Source organism: Peribacillus sp. SIMBA_075 (assembly GCF_046534585.1).
This window is the reverse complement of the sequence record NZ_JAWRYN010000041.1, coordinates 1-19,656: the sequence shown is the minus strand read 5'-3', so window position 1 is coordinate 19,656 and position 19,656 is coordinate 1. Positions and strand designations below refer to the sequence as shown.

Sequence of the window (19,656 nt, the reverse complement as noted above, 5' to 3'; positions counted from 1 at the left end):
CGTGGCTTCCGATTTTATGAAAAATAATGGGATCATAGCAGGCGTTTTAAACCATTCAGTGATTGTGCAGCCAACGGATTCGAATCTTCCAAACCGAAACCACTTTGTAGTCGGGGGCCCTGGTTCATCCAAAACGCAAGGGTATGTTGTGCCCAATGTGTTACATGAAAAAGAATGTTCCTTAGTGGTAACGGATCCCAAAGGCGAGGTCTATGAACTAACTTCCGAAGTCAAACGTAGACAAGGCTATGAAGTCCATGTGGTGAATTTTTCAGAAATGGGATACTCAGATCGATATAATCCCTTCGATTACGTTAGAGAGGAAATACAGGCTTCCACGGTAGCGAATGCCATTATCGCTTCCAAAAATGACCCGAAACGAAAAGATTTTTGGTACAATGCCCAATTTAGTTTGTTAAAAGCACTTATCTTATACGCCGTTCATGAATTACCACCCGAACAACGGAACATGACGGGTTTGTTAGATTTCTTACAGGAATTTGACCCGGAAGAAAGTAAAGACGGTGCAAGTGAGCTAGATGGACAGTTTTTAAGAATGGACAAATCACATCCAGCTAGAAGGGCTTATGAGTTAGGATTTAAAAAATCCCAAGAAAAAACGCGTGCGAATATTATTATTTCTTTACTTACGACGATAGGTGATTTTACTTCAAGTTCAGTCTCTCGATTTACAAGCTTTTCCGACTTCTTTTTAGGCGATGTGGGAAAAAGGAAAATGGCCTTATATGTGATTATTCCCGTTATGGATTCTACATGGGAAGGGTTAATTAATTTATTTTTTAACCAAATGTTTCAGGAGTTATATAAAGTAGGAGCTCAAAACAGAGCTAAGCTTCCTCAACCAGTGATCTTTATTTTAGATGAATTTCCGAATTTAGGAAAGTTTCCCGACTATGAAAAATTCTTGGCAACCTGCCGGGGCTACGGAATTGGTGTACTTACCATCGTTCAAAGCATCACTCAATTGCAAGAGAAGTATGGTCGGGAACAAGCAGAATCCATTTTAGGGAACTGTGGAACAAAAATCTGTTTGGGGAATGTCAATGAAACGACCGCTAAATACTTTTCAGAGTTAATGGGGAAAACCACCGCAAAAATGGAAACTGGTTCAATTTCAAAATCAAAAGGACAATCATCCAGTTTGTCTTCTTCCTCAAGCTTTTCTTATTCAGCACGCAACTTGATGAATGTTGATGAAATTTTAACGATGCATAAAGATGACGCTATCGTAATCATCACTGGAAAACACCCAATAAGGGTTAAAAAAGCATACCAATATGTCCTGTTTCCAAATGTAACGAGCTCATTACGTGTAAGCCAATTAAGTTATCAGAATAAACCATCACAAGAAGTGTTGGATTGGCTTGAAGAGAAAAGAGAGGAATTTGATGAGTATTTTAAATCAACGGAACGGCAAGAAACATTAGAAAAAGCGGACGTTGAAATGCATGAGAAACAGGTCGTAAAAGCTGAAAAAGAGGCTGAAAGACAAGAGGAACTAGCCATGAGCTTCTTTTCTCAAATGAATGCTACTTCTAGTACCAATCCATCAAAAAAAGGAGGATCTTAAGTTGAAAAAAGTACCTTTGTTTATACTATCATTCATTTTACTTCTATTACTGGCTGCTTGTAATGGAGGCGATGAAAGCTTTGATCGAAAGGATGAGCAAGAAAAGGCGACATCAGTGATAAACAGTGTATTAAGTTCATTTGAGGATCAAGAGAAGGTGGCTGAAGCAAAAACAAGTGATGAAGCAAATGTAACCGCTTGGAAGAAGTTAAAAGAAAAAAATATTGCTGCTCTCTCAGAAGATTTAGAAGTAGAGGATCAAAAGAGGTTACTTTATCTTTTGACGCTTAATAAAGCTGAAGATCTTAGTAATGGAGAAACAAAATCTAATATTTTATTTACACATAATACAGAAATTAAAGATGTTTCACTTGACCAAGAAAAGAAGATATTTACTTTTGATATAGAGCGCAGTGGATTTGATCACAAATTGATTACCTTAGATAAACAGGAAGACGTTTGGAAAATCGTAACCGTTCAGGATCCTGAATAAGAGGTGAATCAATTTGTTTGATTTTAAAGAAAAGATTGTAGAAGCCATTCAGGGGATGCTAGAGGATTTTATTGAATGGGCACTTTTAATGTGTAATGATCTTTTACTAAAGCAAAATGCTGAAGTAGAGTTCTTTTCATCCGTAAATAATCTTTTGCTTGCCCTAACCTCAACGATAGCTGTAACGATCATTTTATATAAGATTATAGAGGTTATGTCAAGAAACGCAGCAGGAGATGCCATTGCATACGGACCTGTGATTGTAAATACGTTAAAAAGCGCCCTACTGATTCCAGCGATGCCTTTTGTTCAGAAAATCTTATTAGAAGAAGTTGCTTATAATATGGGAAACTGGATGATTGGAGAAGGAAGTAGGGTTAGTAAGGAAAAAATAGCAGCTATGTTAGAACCCAGAAACTTTGAAACACTTCATTTCCAAGGGGCTGCTCTTCTTATATTGTTAGCTGTCTTTGCAATAGCGTTTATAGCATTCTTATTTTCAGTAGCCATTTTCCACGCGGACGTGATGTTTCTATATTTATTAAGCCCTTTGGCTTGTGTGTCGGTTATTGCGGATGATAATGAATATTTAGGAGTTTGGTGGCGTGAATTACTAAGTCTGATCGTTACGATTCTTTCCAAAATCTTTTTATTTGTAATAGCTTTAAGTATATTAATCAATGAAAACCTTACATTTCTTAATTTTCTATTACTCATGGGATGCTGTATTCTCTTGATTAAGAGTCCTTCGGTCCTTAGAAACATGTGGTATTCATCTGGGTCGGGCAGAGGCATGATGGGGGCTATGGGTGGGACAACAAAACTAGCTGCTAGAAGATTTTTATTAAAAAGGTAGAGAAAAGGCGACTTAATTGTCGTTTTTATTTTGCACGCAGAATAAAGGTGTTGAATTACATATTCTCTTATTCAACATTGCATCGTCCTAGTTCTGGTATACATAAGTAAGTTGAACCAAAAAACTACTCGATAGGAGCGTTAAAAAGAACAATCATAATAGATTCCAGGAGAAAAAATTATCTTGTTGCTCTAGTGAAGTTTGCTTATAAATTATTTTAGAAATAACCTCGATAGAATATACATTTCAATCTAAAATGCAAGTATACAAGGTGATTCAAAACAAATGTTTCAAAGTGATTTGATTCTGATTCGAATTGTATACAGGATGATTTGAAGGAAGTATGGTGATGAATACAGAATAAGTGAAAAGATGATTTAGGAGGGAATTGCATGACATACTTGGAACAATTTGCACGTAATCGGAGAAGAAGAGAAAAGACCGAGGTATTAACCGCACGCATTCCAGAAAGCTTGTACGGTGATTTCAAAGGTTACTGTGACGAACTGAATTTATCTATCAGTGAAGCGGTTTGTCTCCTGGTAGAACGTGAAATGGCAGGGAATGAAAGGGTATCTGGAGAACAAGCAATCACGGATGAATACAAAATGAATGATGATGTAGTCAATGTGAATACAGAGGTAGTCAATAAGGTTGCGAAAAGAAGTCATTCAAATACAAATAGATTCGTAACGACACAATGGCAAGTAGACGCACAGCTTCCATGTCCATATTGTGGTCAGTGGTTGGCAGCGACTAACTTCGCCAGACATGCCAAGCGACACTTAACAACCACACAGGATATTTTTACGAATGAGAAATTTAGAGAGAAAATCAAAGACATGATCCAGGTGAAAAAAGCTGAAAAATGAACTAAATGAAGAGGTGATTTTGGGTTAACAATAGTATATAAGGGTGAAGGGAGTTTATTCCTTGAAAGAGCAATCAAATAATAAAAACACAGCTTCAATTAGTGAAAAAAGCATAGGCTGATGGAAAGCAATTATAGAGTCAATCAATGACGGTGTTCTAATGATTAATCAAAATGGGTATGAACGAATGATCAATCTTGAATATACACGTATTACTGGTTTACCAACAGATATCATAGGGAAGCCACTGGAAAAATATCGGCCCGGGCGTAATCTGAACTTCCGCAGATTCATTGAGACCATTAAATCTAAACGTTGTAAATCCACATTTGCTTATGCTACCCCAATTATGTTTTTACTCTTGGAAAAATCTTTCAATCTACACTATTTTTTTGTATGGTCTTATTAGGAGGTGATTTATGGTGAAAGAAAAATGTTCCCTTTACAATAAATTACCGTTAGATTTATTTGCTGGGTTTTATTTTGATATAAATAAGAACATTGAAAAGGGAATCTTTCTGATGCCATGTATCATGAAATTAGATTAATGGAACAATCAGCATTAAGAAGGGGGATCTCACTTGAATACATATATGATAAGGGTCCCCGTATAATTGAAGCTGAGAAACTACTAAGAGGAACAACCAAGCAACACTAAATGGTAGAGTAAGAATTCTAAAAATGTTTTCTAGTAATCCTTGGAAATGTAAGCGCTTTCTGTTATAATGAAAATAGGTTGGATGGCATGTGTGGCTGTCATAGTATCTGGCGTAGGCGGGGCCGATACCGGAAGAGGGCTTAGAGAAAATATCCTTTTTTAATTGAATAAAATCATACATAAACAATAAAAGTGAAAAACGATAGACCCTTTGGCTCCCAAAGGGTCTATTTTGGTGTAACTTCCTTTAATGGAGATGTGACTTTTAATTTAATCGATTAGAGAGAATTGCTCCTAGAGCGAAAGCTAGGCCTTTTTTGTGAAGGATGTTTTTTCAAAAGAAACAGACCGACAGCCAATCTTTCATATTTGCCCTTTAACTGAAATTCAACAGTTGGTTGAAAGAATTTTCAGAATTTAGCTATTATAATTTGTCAGAATAGTTAGTATTATTATACCTAACTAAATTAGTTAGGTGGTATGTTGATGACGAAAAATAAAATTAAAGACGTTGCATACAAGCAATTAGCTGAGAAAGGCTATGAGCGTGCAACTCTTTCAAGCATTGCTAAAGAGGTGGGGATTAAAACACCGTCCATTTATGCTTTTTATAAAAGTAAAGAAGATCTATTTATGGCGGTATATAAAGATCTGTTGCAAGATAATCACCGTCACATAAAAAGTTCAATTGACAATCTAACAAATGGAACGATAAAAGAAAAGCTCTATCAAATATTAGAAGCGATATGTCATTATCATTTAAGTCAACCTGAGAAAACGGCAGCCTATATGAAATTTACCTTTTTCCTTCCTCCGACTTTAAACGATGAAGTAAAAGAAACGTTTAGCGATATGGAAGAGGTTCTTGGTGAGATGCTTGAAAGTATCTTTTCGGAGGGAATTAGGCAGGGGGTGTTAAAAAATCAACCTATTGATGACTTAATTGCCTCCTTTCTATGTTTAATGGACGTTATCTTTTTGGAATTGCTCTATTATCATCACCAGGAAGACAAATTTAAAAGACGGGTAGAGCAAACTTGGAGCATTTATTTGAATGGAATTTCTAACGATCATAAAAAAAGCAGTTTACTCTGATGAAAGTAAAAAAACAAATTGTGATCAATGAATAGGGGGCTGCGTCTATGAAAGAGGAAAAAGTTACTTCAGATTTTGCACGGGAGGCTGTACCAAAGGAATTGCGAAGGTCATGGTTTTCGATGTTTTCGGTATTAGTCGCTATCGGGGTCGACTTATCTGCGGTTATTTTAGGCGCGGAATTAGCGAATAGGATGCCGATAAAACAAGCGATTCTATCGGTTTGTGTCGGTTCGCTCCTTCTATCCATTTTATGTACGATTTGTGCAATTGTTGGATCTTCCACTAATCTTTCTACAGCAATGATTACAAAGTATGTATTTGGAAAATACGGTGCTCAAGTGTTTTCTATTGTCCTCGGAATATCTTTACTTGGTTGGTTTGGGGTACAAGTGGGTTTTTTTGCTACCAATGCGCACACAGTTTTACAAGACGCTTTTCACGTATCCATCAACGTTAAAGTCCTTTCTTTAATTGGCGGTCTACTGATGATGACGACCGCTATTTTTGGGTACCGGGCTATTGAGAAATTAAGCGTATGGTCTGTGCCGCTATTATTAGGATTAATGCTGTTCACCTTATTTTTAACGCTGAAAAATTATTCAATGCCCGTAAGTATTCCTAAAGCAGGAGGATTTACGTTTGGCAGTGCGATCTCGCTTGTTATTAGTATTTTCATAGTAGGAGCAACGGTGCAGCCGGATATTTCACGTTGGGCAAAAAGTAAAAAGGATGCAATCATTGCTACATTTTTCGGAATTTTTATTGGAAACAGCTTCATGATTATCCTAGCTATTTTAATGTCAAAGGCAATGGGAACTGATGATATGATGAAAATTTTTATCACGCTTGGACTGGCGATTCCAGGAATACTCGTATTAACGCTCGCACAATGGACGACGAATACGTCGAATTTATACTCTTCTTCGCTAGGTTTTTCGATAGTTTTCACGAAAATTCCGAAAGAATGGTTAACGATTATTTTAGGAATCATTGCAACAATCCTGGCAGTTCTCGGTATTTATGATCAATTTCTTTCATTTTTAAATATTTTGGCGATTATAATTGCACCGATTGGTGGTATTTATGTAGCTGAATACTTTTTTGTCAAAACAGAGTTCCAACGCTATGACCTACATTTAGAGGCAAAGGCAGCCGTAACTCGTTCGATCATTGCCTGGGTTGCTGGAATGCTGATTACTTATTTGACAACTGCACAGCCGTCAGGATTAGCTTTATTTTCCCTTACAAGCGTCTCTGCCCTTGATGGCGTTTTAAGTGGATTTATTGTACAAACGGTATTAGGAAAACTATTGAAACAAAAGGATTCGTTTCAACAAGTAACGATCGACAAAAAAGAAAATGAGGAGTTTGGACAATGAGATATATAGATGAACAGACAGTTGAAAAAATCGCATTAGGCGCGGCCGTTTTAGGAACAGGCGGCGGTGGAGATCCTTATATTGGGAAATTGATGGCGAAAGAAGCCATTAGAAAATATGGACCCGTGAAGTTAATTTCATTAGATGAATTGGAGGATGACCAGTTGGTAGTAACTGTATCTGGGATGGGTGCCCCAACTGTCGCAATTGAAAAAATACCGTCAGAAAATGAAATGACAGCACCATTGGAAATGTTAGAAAGAGTGCTGGGGAGAAAAGTCGATGTGGTAATGCCAATTGAAGTAGGGGGGATCAACTCTTTATTTCCAATTATCGCTGCTGCTAAAAAAGGTTTGCCAATGTTAGATGCGGATGCGATGGGGCGTGCGTTTCCAGAAGCACAAATGGTAACCTTCTATTTGGATGGTTTTGACCCATCACCTGTTACAATGGCTGATGAGAAAGGAAACACGGTCGTGTTGTATCCACAAGATGGAGTGTGGACAGAACGATTAGCACGTGCTCTCACGATTGAAATGGGAGGAAGCTCATCCGTTTGTGAATATAGTCTGTTTGGAAGGAATGTCAAGACGTCGGTTATTCCTGATACACTTTCTTTGGTTGAACGAATAGGTGAATATTTGTTAGATAATCAAGTGAAAGAACAAATAGGAATCAATAAAATGTTAAAGGAATTAAATGGATATTGTTTATTTGAAGGCAAAATTGCAGACATTGAACGGAGGCTTAGTGGAGGCTTTACAAGAGGTAGTGCAAAGTTGGAAGGTAGTCGCAATGACCAAGGGAAAACATTTTCCATCTATTTTCAAAACGAGCATTTAGTAGCGAAAGAAGGCGAGCATTTATTATGTTCTACACCAGATTTGATTGCTGTTTTAGATGCTGAAACGGGTTTTCCTATTACAACAGAAAGAATGAAATATGGTACACGTGTTGTAGTCGTTGCATTTCCTTGCCATGATAAATGGAGAACGCCAAAGGGAATTGAAACAGCAGGACCTCGTTATTTTGGGTACGATTTTGACTATCAACCAGTAGAAGTTCTACAGAAGGAGAGAAGATAATGTATCGCTTAGGAGTAGATGTTGGAGGAACTAATACAGATGCTGCTTTATTAGACGAACGTTTACAGGTTATTCATACGGTTAAAGTACCAACTACAAAAGATGTAGAAAGTGGGATCTTTGAAGCCATCGCAAAAGTGGTACAAGAAAGCAGAATAGAGTCTAGTGATATTGGATATGCCATGCTTGGAACAACGCATTGTACGAATGCTATTGTTGAGCGTAAACGTCTAAATAAAGTAGGTGTTATTCGAATTGGGAAGCCTGCTACAACAGCTATCCCTCCGTTTACAGATTGGCCACAAGATTTAAGAGAAGAAATTGAAGGAGCTTCTACTATTGTTTCTGGTGGCTATGAATTCGATGGACGATTGATTTCTGAGATAAATAGAGAAGAAGTGTTGAAATTTTGTAAAGAAATAAAGGGGAGTGTAGAAAGTATTGCTATTTCGGGTGTGTTTGCGCCTGTAAATAAAGAACAAGAAGAAAATGTTGCAATCTGGGTAAAGGAAGAGCTTGGAAATATTCCTATTTCTCTTTCTAATGAAATTGGTAGTATCGGTTTACTAGAACGTGAAAATGCCACTATTTTAAATGCAGCCTTAATGACAACAGGTCAAACTGTTATTAATGGATTTTCTAAGGCATTAAGTAATCTCGATATTAAAGCGGAAATGTTTTTCAGTCAAAATGAGGGGACATTAATGAATGCAGCTTATGCCCTTCGTTATCCGATTCTGACCATGGGGTGCGGGCCAACAAACTCTATTCGGGGTTCAGCCCATTTATCAGGATTAAAGGATGCCATTGTACTTGATGTTGGAGGAACAACAAGTGACCTTGGTGTATTAACAAGAGGATTTCCAAGACAGTCTTCTTTAGCTGTAACAATTGGTGGTGTGAATACTAATTTTAGGATGCCTGATATTTTATCAATTGGGCTGGGCGGTGGAACTCGCATTTTTGGATTAGACGAAAATTTTACGATTGGGCCGGAGAGTGTAGGCTATGAGATTACCAGAAAAGCACTTCTTTTTGGTGGAGATGTATTAACTACTTCAGATGTTGTGACTCGTTTAGGACATGCTTTTGAGGATAAAGCAATGCAGGTTGACCAGTTATCAATAGAGCTTTGTAATAATGTATATAAAAAAATGACAGATATGTTAGAGGATGCAATTGATCAAATGAAAACGAGCTCAAAAGAAGTACCACTTATTTTGTCAGGTGGTGGGAGCATTATTGTTTCGAATTCTTTGAAAGGGGTTTCAGAGGTCGTTAGGCCAAAACATTTTGAGGCGGCAAATGCAATTGGAGCAGCACTTGGTCAAATTAGTGGTGAAGTTGAAAAGGTTTATAGTTTAGAAGGAATTTCTCGTGATGATGCTATCTATCATGCTAAAAAGTTAGCTACTGAGGAGGCAATAAAGGCGGGAGCAAATAATGCCACTATATCGGTAATTTCTGTAGAAGATATACCACTTTCGTATTTACCTGGAAATGCATTACTAATTAAAGTAAAAGTAGTCGGCGACTTAGTTGGTTCTGGTGTAGAAATTATTTAAAAAAGTCACAGGATATTACCTTTAAGAAAATTAAGAAGGTGCTTATAGATTTTTATAAGGTTACAAGAAAACAGAGTACTAAACCACATAAACAACGACGTAATTGAGTAGAAGATTACTTAAAAACGAATTATCTTGATTTTGATGTTAAGGTGCGTGGCAAGGAAAGAATTGAGAGTTCTAAAAAGGTGTTGAAAGGGGGAATAATATTGCTTCAAAAGTTAAGCGATGAATTATTAATTAATACCTATCTTAAAGCAAAAAAATTAGAAATTGACCCCCGTTTTATATCGTTATTAACCAAAGAAATAAATAAAAGATTTCGTTTGATATAATAAAATCATTAAATTTTCTAGAACTATCATAGAAATACACCCAAACCAACAGATAGGCTTTGCAAATGAAATTGTACAACATCGTTGAAAAAAATTTATAAGGAACAAAAACAACTCAAAGAAAAGTAGAGCAGTTAAAAAATATTTTGAAATAATTGGAAAGTGATATTCAAAAGAAGAAGTAGAGACAAGTATCCAGTTAAAAAGCCTATTAATTAGGCTTTTGCTTTTTAAAATTAAAGCAGAGGTCTCAGTCATTACTAATGGTTGGCATAAGAAGCTCGATAATATATAAGAGGTAAAATTAATTTTTACCAAAAAAATAATTTTTTAACAGATTGTTTTAAAATGATATAATTTTCTTAAAATTATATTTATTTGAGTGAGGACTGATGGAGAGTATGCTGACATTCGGAACAATTATAAAGCAAAATGCAAGTAAGTACAAAAATAAGCCGGCTGTTATTTTTCAAGATACAATCAAGACATATGAAGATTTAAACATTCGCGCGAACAAAATTGGAAACGCTTTCTTGGAACGTGGCTTTCAAAAAGGCGATAAAGTAGCTGTCATGTTAAAGAATCATGCTGCTTATGTCGAGATCATGGCCGGGCTGTCCAAAATCGGAGTCATCATTGTACCGATAAACTATCGCCTGGTTGGACCTGAAGTAGAATATATACTAAGAAACTCTGAAAGCCGGGGATTCATTATTTCAAAAGAATATGAAGGGATTGCCCAAGCGTTGCTTCCAAAAAACTCTCAATTAGACACCGTACTGGTTGTGGGTGGTGCGTCCAATGAAAATATAAAAGGGTATGTCGATTTTCTTGCTTCAGGCTGTGATTCGGAACCGAACATAGAGGTTAATGAGAAAGATACTTTCTATCTGGGCTACACTTCCGGTACGACCGGAAAGCCAAAAGGAGTGGTCATTTCCCATCGATCCCGAATACTGACAGGAATGGCCGCAGCTTATGAATACAAGATCGACGAATCAGATATCCACCTTGTTGCCGGGCCCGTTTATCATGCAGCCCCATGGATTTTTCTTGTCATGCAGCTGCTCGTGGGCGGCACCCTTGTCATTCATGAATCATTTAATGCAGAACAAGTGCTTGAAGACATTGAGCGATACAAGATCACAAACACGTTCCTTGCACCAACGATGTACAATTTCTTGATCAACACGAGGGAAGACACAAAAACAAAGCATGACATCACCTCTATGCGCGTGTTGATATCAGCAGGCTCGCCGCTACCGACACAAACAAAAGTGGATATTCTGGAATTTTTCAAAAATGCCGATTTGAACGAATTTTACGGTTCGAATGAAAGTGCGATTACACTGAACATTAAACCGGGTGACATTCGCCGGAAGGAACGTTCAGTGGGACACCCTTTCCCGCTTGTGGAATGTGTAATTTTGGATGACGAGAAGAACCCGGTTTCGAACGGTGAAGTAGGGGAGTTGTATTTTAAATCACCGTACAACTTAGACGGCTATTATAACAATCCGGATGCTGGCGCCGCTTCGTTTTATCATGGTTTTTTTACAGTGGGAGATATGGCGCTGCAGGATGAGGAGGGATTTTACTATATTGTAGACCGAAAAAAAGACATGCTGATCAGCGGCGGTGTTAATATTTATCCGCGTGAAATTGAGGAAGTCCTTTATTCACATTCCGGGATTCTCGATGTTGCGGTGATCGGTGTACCGGATGCCATGTGGGGGGAATCGGTTAAAGCCATTGTTGTACAAAGAGAAGGGGCTAATCTCAAAGCAGAAGATATCATTAGTTACTGCGAAGGAAAATTAGCCGGCTATAAGAAACCAAAATCGGTAGACTTTGTCCATGAACTCCCACGCAACCCAACGGGGAAAATATTAAAAACAACATTGCGGGATTCCTTTGCAAATGATAGAAATGGAATCTTTCATATTAATTAATTTTTTCTATTACGGAAACAAGATAAAAAGCAACTGCGTTGATTAAGCAGTTGCTATTTTTTTGCAAAATAGACAAATAGGAATAGGAATATCGATAATAGGTTTTTTATTAAGTTTATTGGTATATTATATCTACTTTACACGTTTAAGTACTATTATTAATTACGTCAAGCTCAAGGTACTTTTAAAGACAATCCCATATTCAGTGTAAAAATAAGAAATAATATGGGAGAGTACAAGAAGTGGAATTGGTAGAGAAGGGTAAAATACGCCATTGTGGAAATGACGGAACAAAAATTATCTCGACGATAACAAGCACCAAGTTAGAAAAAAACAGCGACATTTTCAATATAAGCGTGTAGTAGAGGAGTCAGAAAATAATACCGTCGCCGAGTATTAATTCAGTTTTAATAAACCAGTGGTAAGACTATAGTGGTTCAAGCTAAACGGTATAAGAATAAGGTAGGCCTAAAAGCCATCCAAGAAATTGTTTCGGCAAAGAGCTATTATGGTGCTGATGAATGTTGGGTTATTACTAATAACTACTTCACGGCTCCAGCTATGAAGCTAGGGAATATCAATGACGTACTTATTAATCGAGTGGGACGAATTGGTTGAATGGATGCTTGAAGAGGATAAAGGCGAAGGACTCGCTTAACTTAATGCAGCAATTAATACATCAGTTTCGTCCGTGGATAATGGGAAGCGATCAGCGCCTCTTCGCTTCCCTAGTTTCAAGCAATTAGCCTACTTAGAAAAGTATTCATTCAGTAAGCCTACAACTTCTTGGCGAAGAATCATGCTAAGTAGCTTCATCTAAAATGATTAAAAATTCAATCACATATCAACCTTTACATGCTTTAACTCACGTAAAAAACCATCTAATTCATCATCTGATTGGAATTTATAAGCATACCCAAAGCAAATTGGTCCATTACCTGTGTGTTCTCTCTTGGGGAATTCTAGGAAAGCTGTATTATGATTAAACCCCGTAGATTTTTCTTCTAATTCTTTATTTTCTTCAACTGTTTTTGGATTTAAAACAATAGTAATCTCTTTATTTGGAAGTAAATAAATTACTTCATTGTTTATAATATTTTTAAATTCAACAGCTTTTGATGTTTCTTTCATCGTTTTGAAATTGTTTAATCCAAAAGTATTTTGTATATTTCCCATATTACAATTCACCTCTTACTATAATTATATGACTAATTCTATTATAAGGTATAAATCAATCATAATGCCGTTAAGTAATAGAAAAAGTGCAAGAAGATTGATATATTCTTTGCTATACTTTGTCATAAAAAAACTACATCTCCAATTGGTTAGAGGGTGTCTTACAATTGGGGTGCAGTTCATCGTCACAGCTCTTTAAAGAACTATTGTACTTGTTAGTTTAATTAGAATCTTCACAATCTCACTAGAGTAAAGTTTAATGAGGCATAATCAAATCACATTCAATTAGACTTCATTATATCTCATAAGACTTGTACCAAATGCTTATTGTTGTAGATCTACATTTTCCTGATGCTACCGGTTATAGACTGTAAGTATTGGTATGTTATAACTCTATACTTCACTCTTTGATAAGGAGAACAACTTAGCACAGTAGCAATTATTTGAAAGATGCCTAATTTTCTTTGTCCATTATCTTGAGTTCCTTAATTTCGTAGATAAATTAATAAATTCATTAGCAAAAAAACGCTTGGAATCATAAAATCATCCAAGCGTTTTGCGCTTATTTCAATATATTTCATTTGTTAATTACATTTCCCTATGAAAATTCGACTTATCTCAACGTGATGAAATTATTTAGTTAGTTATTTAAATAGTTAAATATAAACGGGTGGTCCAAAATGAAGTAGATGTTTCCCTTATGTATTGTATCCAGTGTTTTTTAAATTGGATACAAAATATTTAATTTTCAGCATTGTAATCGAATAATATAGTTGATATAGTTTAAATTGTATCCAATATTGAAAGGTGGACGCTGAATTGGATAATGCAAATTCTAAAAGAGATAAATCTACAATCGTTAAAAATGTAACGAAAAGTCTTAGGAAAGCGATTTTGAATGGGACGTTGAGAAAGGGGGAGAGACTCATCCAAGAGGAATGGGCCGATCGCCTAGAAGTAAGCAGAATGCCCATTCGAGAAGCCCTTACACAGCTTCAAATGGAAGGTTTGGTGGAAATGGTTCCTCATAAAGGAGCTATCGTCACACCGATTACCCGGGATGATATTGAAGAAATTTATCATACTAGGTCTCTGCTTGAAGGCCTTGCTGTGGAAAAGTCGCTTCCTTATTTAACAAAGGAGGATAAAGAAAAATTAGAGGGTATTTTGATTGAAATGGAAGGAATTCAGTTATCTGATGAAACCAATGAGCATTATATCCTTTTAAATGCGGCTTTTCATGAAACCCTCCGAAAAGGGTGCCCATGGCCAAGGGTTCAAAAAATGGTAGAAACACTGGGTATCTCACCCATTGCGCCGAATTTGCTGATTGATTATTACCCAGAAACGCAACGGGAACACCGGATGATATATGAAGCGGCACTAAGAGGAGATCCTGCAGAACTAAGGGCAGCAGTAGAATTTCACATCTTACGGACTAAAAATAATTTAATTACGTATATGGAGTTGCTGAATACTAAAAATCATCAATAAAAGGAGTGTTAATTGTGTATGATTTCGCAATTGTTGGTGGGGGGATTGTAGGATTATCGACTGGAATGGCCCTTTATCAGCGTTTTCCTAATGCTAAAGTGGTAGTCATTGAAAAAGAGGCTGTTGTTGCAGACCATCAAACGGGGCATAACAGCGGCGTCATCCATTCAGGAATTTATTATAAACCAGGTAGTTTCAAGGCACGGTTTGCCCGTCAAGGAAGCAAATCAATGACGGAATTCTGCAGGATGCATGGTATAGAACATGATATTTGCGGGAAGGTCATTGTTGCAACAAAGCCAGAAGAGTTGCCTCTTCTTGATGATTTATATTCACGCGGTATGCAAAATGAGCTAGCTATACAAAGAATCGGTGTGGAAGAGTTAAAAGAAATCGAACCACATGTAAACGGACTTGGTGCGATTCGAGTCCCGCAAGCGGGTATTGTAAATTATCGTCAGGTCAGCGAAAAAATGGCCGATATTATCAAAGAGTATGGCGGGGAGATTCAGCTAAATACAAAAGTAGAAAAAATTAACGAGGAAACAGATAGTGTAACAATCGAGACGAACACCGGTACCCTAAAAGCACGAATGGTTATTAATTGTGCTGGGTTGTACAGTGATCGTATTGCAGCAGCAGCGGGGTACAAAACTGATATGAAAATTGTACCATTCCGTGGCGAGTATTTTAAATTAATACCAGAAAAACGCTATCTCGTTAACCATTTAATTTATCCTGTTCCAAATCCAAAATTTCCGTTTTTAGGGGTCCATTTTACACGGATGATTAGTGGAGAAGTAGATGCTGGTCCGAATGCTGTGCTAAGTTTTAAACGTGAAGGATATAAAAAAACGGACTTCAATGCAAAAGATTTAACAGAAGTTTTAAGTTACAAAGGTTTCTGGAAACTTGCGAGTAAATTTATGAAAGAAGGGATGGATGAATATGTCCGTTCTTTTAGCAAAAAGCAATTTACGAAAAGCCTTCAGGAGTTAATTCCTGAAATTCAGGAAGATGATTTAATTCCGGCACCAGCTGGCGTTCGAGCGCAGGCCCTACAGGACGATGGGAATATGGTAGATGACTTTCATATTATTATGGGGAAACGTACTATTCATGTATGTAACGCTCCGTCTCCTGCAGCTACAGCTTCCATTGAAATTGGAAAAGAGGTTATTAACCGTATCCCAGAACAATCGCACTTATTGGAAGCTACATTAACAAAATAAATAAATCATTTGTAGAGAGGAAGAAGCCTCATGTTTAATGGTAAAACTATATTTATTGCAGGTCACGCACGTTTACCCCAGGGAATGGCAGCAAAAAGTGTCTTTGAAACGTTAACCATTACTGCAGAAGTCGATGCAAAATATGGGGTTATACTAGAAGCTTCTTGTACATTGGCAACAGAACATGGACGTGAATTTATTGGACGAGTGTTAAAAGGGACTAGTTTAAATGATGGTGTTGATAATGCGATAGAATCTATTCAATCATATTATAGGGGAAAGGCAACAAATGCCTTGATCGCTGCATTAAAAGACTTAGACCTCCATTTTCAGCAAATTAAGTCCGAGGAAAAACCAAAACAACCAAACTAGAGTTATAATTTAATTTATCTGAATAATAAGTAAAAAGAATTGACATTAGAAGGCGAAAGTGTTTTAATTGAATTAAGCCATTGTTATGACATTATCACCTTTTGTAAAATACCTTTTCAAAATCGTGAATAGATTATAATAATTGGAAACAGGAAACATAAATAATACATAAACTGCATATTCGCTGTGACTCTATTTGTATAGAGCAGTGAAGTGAATATAAGCCAGTTGTACAAGTAGAATCCTATTTTAATAGGGAACTTGTGCGACTGGCTTTTTATATTTCCCGTTAACTCATTAACCTATTCTACAAATAACAGGAGGAATTATTCATGAGTATTGCAGAAAAAAGGAAAGCTAAGTTTGAAAAGAAAACTGAAAAATATGAGGTTAAAGTTCACTCGCAAACAGATCGTTTGTATCATATTGAAATCTCAAAAGAGGCAATTGAAAGTTTTTTGGAAGTAGTATTAAAGGATAATCAATCAGTACAACATTTGGAATATACACCATACGCACGTCACATTGTCGCTTCTTACCTATTGGATCAAGTAGGAGAAGAGTTTGGCGAAGTACTTCGTAGTATCGTTCATGATCGAGAGTCCGGCGGATTTACTCTTGGTTTAGAAGGCGTCACTGAAAATACTGATGAATATGTTATTTTCGCAACAGCGATTTCTTACTTACTTGGAACTCCAAATCATGATGCAATGTCTGGAAAATACTATGCACGTTTTAGTGTACAAGATACAGATAGCAGCGATTCATATCTACGTCAGGCGTATCGTTTATTTACACTTCATACAGACGGTACGTTTGTAGATGAGCCGACAGACTGGTTGCTTATGATGAAAACGATCGAAAAAAATGCCCGCGGAGGCGAATCACGTTTATTACACCTTGATGATTGGAAGGAACTTGATAAGTACATCAAACATCCATTATCAAATCAAAAATTTACGTATAAGGCTCCAAAAAGTAAAAATATTGATCAAGAGATTGAACGTTTAACTTTCTTCAATCATAATAACAAGCCCGGTGTTTGTTTTATCGATCAATTTGTTTATCCTGAATCCATTGAACAGGCAAAATACCTACGTGATTTCTCTAATTCATTGGAAGCTGATGAAAGTGTAATTGAACTAGAACTTCCTGTTGGTGATTTGGTTGTCGTCAATAATAATTTTTGGCTTCACGGACGTGCTGCATTTGAAAAGGATCCAAACTTGAACCGTGAATTACTTCGTCAGCGAGGACGTTTTAACCAATAAGTTTTACCTGTAAACCCTATCGTTTATTTCCATCCCCAAAAACCTTTTAAAGATAAATTCTTTTCCTGCCTTTTGGTTTGGAACGAGAATTTATCTTTCTTTTTTTATTTCTCTAAATTCGAAACTGATATACAATTGCATACCGAAAAGAAATACCGGTTCTTGTGCAAAAACTTCAAAATAATTGCAATGAATCTCTAAATCTTGGACATACTGATACTATTACTCTAAAAAAGGTGTGTGTTCGATATGGAAAAACAAAATTTGTTCAAATGGAAGCATTATCAGCCTGATATTATTTTGTTAACGGTTAGATGGTACCTACGGTACAGCCTTAGTTTTCGTGATTTGGTGGAAATGATGGAGGAACGCGGCTTATCCATAGCTCACACAACCATTATGCGTTGGGTTCATCAATACGGGCCTGAATTAGATGAAAGAGTACGGCGTCATCTTAAGCCAACAAATGACTCCTGGAGAGTCGATGAAACGTATATCAAAGTCAAAGGCCAATGGATGTATCTATATCGTGCTGTGGATTCTGAAGGAAATACAATTGACTTTTATTTAAGTAAATCAAGAGATACCAAAGCAGCCAAGTGCTTTTTCAAAAAAGCCTTGGCTGATTGTCATTCTACAACACCACGTGTCGTTACGGTTGATAAAAATCCAGCGTATCCTTTAGCCATTGAGCAGTTAAAAGAGGAAAAGATGATGCCTGAAGGCGTTAAAATCAGACGAATACGGTACCTTAACAATATAGTGGAACAAGATCATCGTTTCATTAAGAAACGTGTGCGTTCTATGTTGGGATTCAAGTCGTATGAAACAGCCACTTCTATATTGAGTGGCATTGAAGCGATGCATATGATGAAAAAAGGACAACTTCACCAACGGGTGAAGTTGTTTGGAATTGCATCATAATCTGGCATTAAACAAGCCATGTAGGTTCTATGTCTCTATTGTTTTTTGCACCAGAACCAGATTTCTTCATTTTACTGTTTTTCTAAATACCGATAAATCGTTGTTCGAGATAAACCCCATTTTTCTGCGACGTCTTTAATTTGGATCATCGAAACTAAATCCAATAAATAAAAATGTTTTAGAAATTAAATCTCCTCGTTAAGGAAGCCGAGTGCTTTTGAATCGTATCCGTACAAAAACGGCTTATATTTCATTACCCCAGACAACAAGCTAAGCTTCGCAACATCCGCCTGGATGTTCAATCCTCCTTCAAGTCCTGACAATACTCTCTGATCAATTTGGCTGCATGTGTTTGGCTGATTTGTAAATCCTTGGCGACACGCCTAGAGCTTCGATTCAGTTTGTAAGATGTAAGAACCATCTCCTTTTTTGCCAATTCTATTGCCTCATTGAGGGAAGTAGGGGCATTTTTTCCAATATTCAGCTGGCTATGGTTATAAATTCCTTCGGGTAGGTCATCGATACCGATGACATCATCGCTTGTAATGACAAGCCTTTCAATGAGGTTTTCTAATTGCCTTACGTTTCCGGGCCAGGAATAATGGGTCAGCCATTTGAGACAATCTTCCGAAATTAATTTATTCATTTCATAGTTTCGATTAAATTTATATAAGAAATAATAAGTGAGCGGGCTGATATCTTCCTTTCTTTCTCGAAGGGGAAGCATTTTGATATCCACTACGTTCAGCCTATAATATAAATCTTCCCGAAACGTTTTATTTTTCACCATTTCGTTCAAGTCTTTATTGGTCGCGGCAATAATACGGATATCCACCTTCTTTTCTTTATTTCCACCAATAGGAATGAATTTTTTCTCCTGAATGACTTGAAGCATTTTGGCCTGAAGAGGCAAAGGCATGTCCCCGATTTCATCAAGAAACACTGTACCTCCATTAACACTTTCCAGCAGCCCTTTTTTTCCGGAACGGTTTGCATTTGTAAAAGCTCCTGGTGTATAGCCAAAAAGCTCGGACTCCATTAATTCAGCAGGAATAGCTGCACAATTGATTGTTAAAAAGGGACCGTTCTTTCTGCTGCTGTTTTCGTGGACATATTGGGCCAAAACGCTTTTGCCTGTTCCGGACTCACCAAGAATTAATATAGTAGAGTTTGCAGCCGCTACCTTCTTGGCAAACTTCAGTACATATTTCATTTTTTCATTATTGGTGATGATGCTGGCGAATGGGTCTTCCGTTTCTTTACTTTGATCTGAATCCTTTTCTTTTACCTTCAGCATTTTATA

General features: G+C 36.9%; 21 protein-coding genes. 18 read left to right on the top strand and 3 right to left on the bottom strand.

The genetic code is table 11. The annotated features are described in order from the left end of the window. The first annotated feature begins 1 nt into the window (after position 1). The 13 genes from SB775_RS21950 to SB775_RS21890 all read left to right on the top strand — a co-directional run bounded on the left by SB775_RS21950 (position 2) and on the right by SB775_RS21890 (position 12,502). The gene (locus tag SB775_RS21950) at positions 2-1,591 is read left to right on the top strand and encodes a VirD4-like conjugal transfer protein, CD1115 family (RefSeq protein ID WP_410863294.1); all 1,590 of its coding nucleotides are present in this window, start codon (positions 2-4) and stop codon (positions 1,589-1,591) included. Between the two features lies 1 nt (position 1,592). After that, positions 1,593-2,084 (top strand): hypothetical protein, encoded by a 492-nt coding sequence (locus tag SB775_RS21945; protein ID WP_410863292.1) that lies wholly within the window; start codon positions 1,593-1,595, stop codon positions 2,082-2,084. Between the two features lie 13 nt (positions 2,085-2,097). Then, complete coding sequence (locus tag SB775_RS21940) at positions 2,098-2,940, top strand: conjugal transfer protein TrbL family protein (protein ID WP_410863290.1); 843 nt, start codon at positions 2,098-2,100, stop codon at positions 2,938-2,940. A 392-nt stretch (positions 2,941-3,332) separates the two neighbouring features. Continuing rightward, positions 3,333-3,812: a hypothetical protein gene (locus SB775_RS21935; protein ID WP_410863289.1), complete on the top strand. Its 480-nt coding sequence runs from the start codon at positions 3,333-3,335 to the stop codon at positions 3,810-3,812. Positions 3,813-3,942: 130 nt separating this feature from the next. After that, positions 3,943-4,221, top strand: coding sequence for a hypothetical protein (locus SB775_RS21930; RefSeq protein ID WP_410863322.1), 279 nt, complete (start codon positions 3,943-3,945; stop codon positions 4,219-4,221). Between the two features lie 10 nt (positions 4,222-4,231). Continuing rightward, positions 4,232-4,360, top strand: a complete 129-nt coding sequence (locus SB775_RS21925) for a hypothetical protein (RefSeq protein ID WP_410863288.1) — start codon at positions 4,232-4,234, stop codon at positions 4,358-4,360. 596 nt (positions 4,361-4,956) lie between these two features. After that, entirely contained in the window at positions 4,957-5,565 is a 609-nt protein-coding gene (locus SB775_RS21920; RefSeq protein WP_410863286.1) for a TetR/AcrR family transcriptional regulator, read from the top strand. Between the two features lie 47 nt (positions 5,566-5,612). Further along, complete coding sequence (locus SB775_RS21915; protein ID WP_410863284.1) at positions 5,613-6,947, top strand: cytosine permease; 1,335 nt, start codon at positions 5,613-5,615, stop codon at positions 6,945-6,947. Next, positions 6,944-8,032: an S-methyl thiohydantoin desulfurase family protein gene (locus tag SB775_RS21910; protein WP_289348109.1), complete on the top strand. Its 1,089-nt coding sequence runs from the start codon at positions 6,944-6,946 to the stop codon at positions 8,030-8,032. Before SB775_RS21915 ends, SB775_RS21910 begins: the two co-directional genes overlap by 4 nt. Next, positions 8,032-9,597 (top strand): ROK family protein, encoded by a 1,566-nt coding sequence (locus SB775_RS21905; RefSeq protein WP_410863282.1) that lies wholly within the window; start codon positions 8,032-8,034, stop codon positions 9,595-9,597. The genes SB775_RS21910 and SB775_RS21905 overlap by 1 nt, the downstream gene beginning before the upstream one ends. A gap of 209 nt (positions 9,598-9,806) precedes the next feature. Next, positions 9,807-9,932 carry a sporulation histidine kinase inhibitor Sda gene (gene sda / locus SB775_RS21900; protein WP_328097599.1) on the top strand — a complete coding sequence of 42 codons (126 nt, stop codon included), beginning with the start codon at positions 9,807-9,809 and terminating at the stop codon, positions 9,930-9,932. 392 nt (positions 9,933-10,324) lie between these two features. Continuing rightward, positions 10,325-11,884 carry a class I adenylate-forming enzyme family protein gene (locus tag SB775_RS21895; protein ID WP_410863280.1) on the top strand — a complete coding sequence of 520 codons (1,560 nt, stop codon included), beginning with the start codon at positions 10,325-10,327 and terminating at the stop codon, positions 11,882-11,884. A 432-nt stretch (positions 11,885-12,316) separates the two neighbouring features. Further along, a complete protein-coding gene (locus SB775_RS21890) occupies positions 12,317-12,502 on the top strand; it encodes a restriction endonuclease (protein WP_486360703.1) in 186 nt (61 codons plus the stop codon). Between the two features lie 219 nt (positions 12,503-12,721). Here SB775_RS21890 and SB775_RS21885 read toward each other — a convergent pair whose 3' ends face one another. Then, positions 12,722-13,060, bottom strand: a complete 339-nt coding sequence (locus SB775_RS21885; RefSeq protein WP_369316758.1) for a hypothetical protein — start codon at positions 13,058-13,060, stop codon at positions 12,722-12,724. A gap of 819 nt (positions 13,061-13,879) precedes the next feature. On the opposite strand from SB775_RS21885, the gene SB775_RS21880 reads away from it, so the two are divergent. The 5 genes from SB775_RS21880 (at position 13,880) to SB775_RS21860 (ending at position 18,353) form a co-directional block, all read left to right on the top strand. Beyond that, on the top strand, positions 13,880-14,554 hold the full coding sequence (locus tag SB775_RS21880) for a GntR family transcriptional regulator (protein WP_410863278.1): 675 nt from the start codon (positions 13,880-13,882) through the stop codon (positions 14,552-14,554). A 14-nt stretch (positions 14,555-14,568) separates the two neighbouring features. After that, positions 14,569-15,786: an L-2-hydroxyglutarate oxidase gene (lhgO, locus tag SB775_RS21875; protein ID WP_410863276.1), complete on the top strand. Its 1,218-nt coding sequence runs from the start codon at positions 14,569-14,571 to the stop codon at positions 15,784-15,786. Positions 15,787-15,816: 30 nt separating this feature from the next. Then, positions 15,817-16,158, top strand: a complete 342-nt coding sequence (locus SB775_RS21870; protein WP_410863274.1) for a DUF3870 domain-containing protein — start codon at positions 15,817-15,819, stop codon at positions 16,156-16,158. Positions 16,159-16,490: 332 nt separating this feature from the next. After that, on the top strand, positions 16,491-17,429 hold the full coding sequence (gene glaH / locus SB775_RS21865; RefSeq protein ID WP_410863273.1) for a glutarate dioxygenase GlaH: 939 nt from the start codon (positions 16,491-16,493) through the stop codon (positions 17,427-17,429). Between the two features lie 249 nt (positions 17,430-17,678). Next, positions 17,679-18,353, top strand: a complete 675-nt coding sequence (locus tag SB775_RS21860) for an IS6 family transposase (RefSeq protein ID WP_410863271.1) — start codon at positions 17,679-17,681, stop codon at positions 18,351-18,353. Positions 18,354-18,424: 71 nt separating this feature from the next. On the opposite strand, the gene SB775_RS21855 is transcribed toward SB775_RS21860, so the two are convergent. Together SB775_RS21855 and SB775_RS21850 are read right to left on the bottom strand one after the other, a co-directional pair. Continuing rightward, the gene (locus SB775_RS21855) at positions 18,425-18,502 is read right to left on the bottom strand and encodes a helix-turn-helix domain-containing protein (RefSeq protein ID WP_252432727.1); all 78 of its coding nucleotides are present in this window, start codon (positions 18,500-18,502) and stop codon (positions 18,425-18,427) included. Between the two features lie 149 nt (positions 18,503-18,651). Then, on the bottom strand, positions 18,652-19,656 hold a 1,005-nt coding region (locus tag SB775_RS21850), incomplete at its 5' end, for a sigma-54 interaction domain-containing protein (RefSeq protein ID WP_410863270.1).

Excerpts from the sequence above, each read along its gene's own strand:
- SB775_RS21910 (WP_289348109.1), top strand. The coding sequence starts at position 6,944 with ATGAGATATATAGATGAACAGACAGTTGAAAAAATCGCATTAGGCGCG.
- SB775_RS21870 (WP_410863274.1), top strand. The coding sequence starts at position 15,817 with ATGTTTAATGGTAAAACTATATTTATTGCAGGTCACGCACGTTTACCC.
- SB775_RS21920 (WP_410863286.1), top strand. The coding sequence starts at position 4,957 with ATGACGAAAAATAAAATTAAAGACGTTGCATACAAGCAATTAGCTGAG.
- SB775_RS21860 (WP_410863271.1), top strand. The coding sequence starts at position 17,679 with ATGGAAAAACAAAATTTGTTCAAATGGAAGCATTATCAGCCTGATATT.
- glaH (WP_410863273.1), top strand. The coding sequence starts at position 16,491 with ATGAGTATTGCAGAAAAAAGGAAAGCTAAGTTTGAAAAGAAAACTGAA.
- SB775_RS21915 (WP_410863284.1), top strand. The coding sequence starts at position 5,613 with ATGAAAGAGGAAAAAGTTACTTCAGATTTTGCACGGGAGGCTGTACCA.
- SB775_RS21925 (WP_410863288.1), top strand. The coding sequence starts at position 4,232 with ATGGTGAAAGAAAAATGTTCCCTTTACAATAAATTACCGTTAGATTTA.
- SB775_RS21885 (WP_369316758.1), bottom strand. The coding sequence starts at position 13,060 with ATGGGAAATATACAAAATACTTTTGGATTAAACAATTTCAAAACGATG.
- SB775_RS21905 (WP_410863282.1), top strand. The coding sequence starts at position 8,032 with ATGTATCGCTTAGGAGTAGATGTTGGAGGAACTAATACAGATGCTGCT.
- SB775_RS21895 (WP_410863280.1), top strand. The coding sequence starts at position 10,325 with ATGGAGAGTATGCTGACATTCGGAACAATTATAAAGCAAAATGCAAGT.
- SB775_RS21855 (WP_252432727.1), bottom strand. The coding sequence starts at position 18,502 with ATGATCCAAATTAAAGACGTCGCAGAAAAATGGGGTTTATCTCGAACA.
- SB775_RS21935 (WP_410863289.1), top strand. The coding sequence starts at position 3,333 with ATGACATACTTGGAACAATTTGCACGTAATCGGAGAAGAAGAGAAAAG.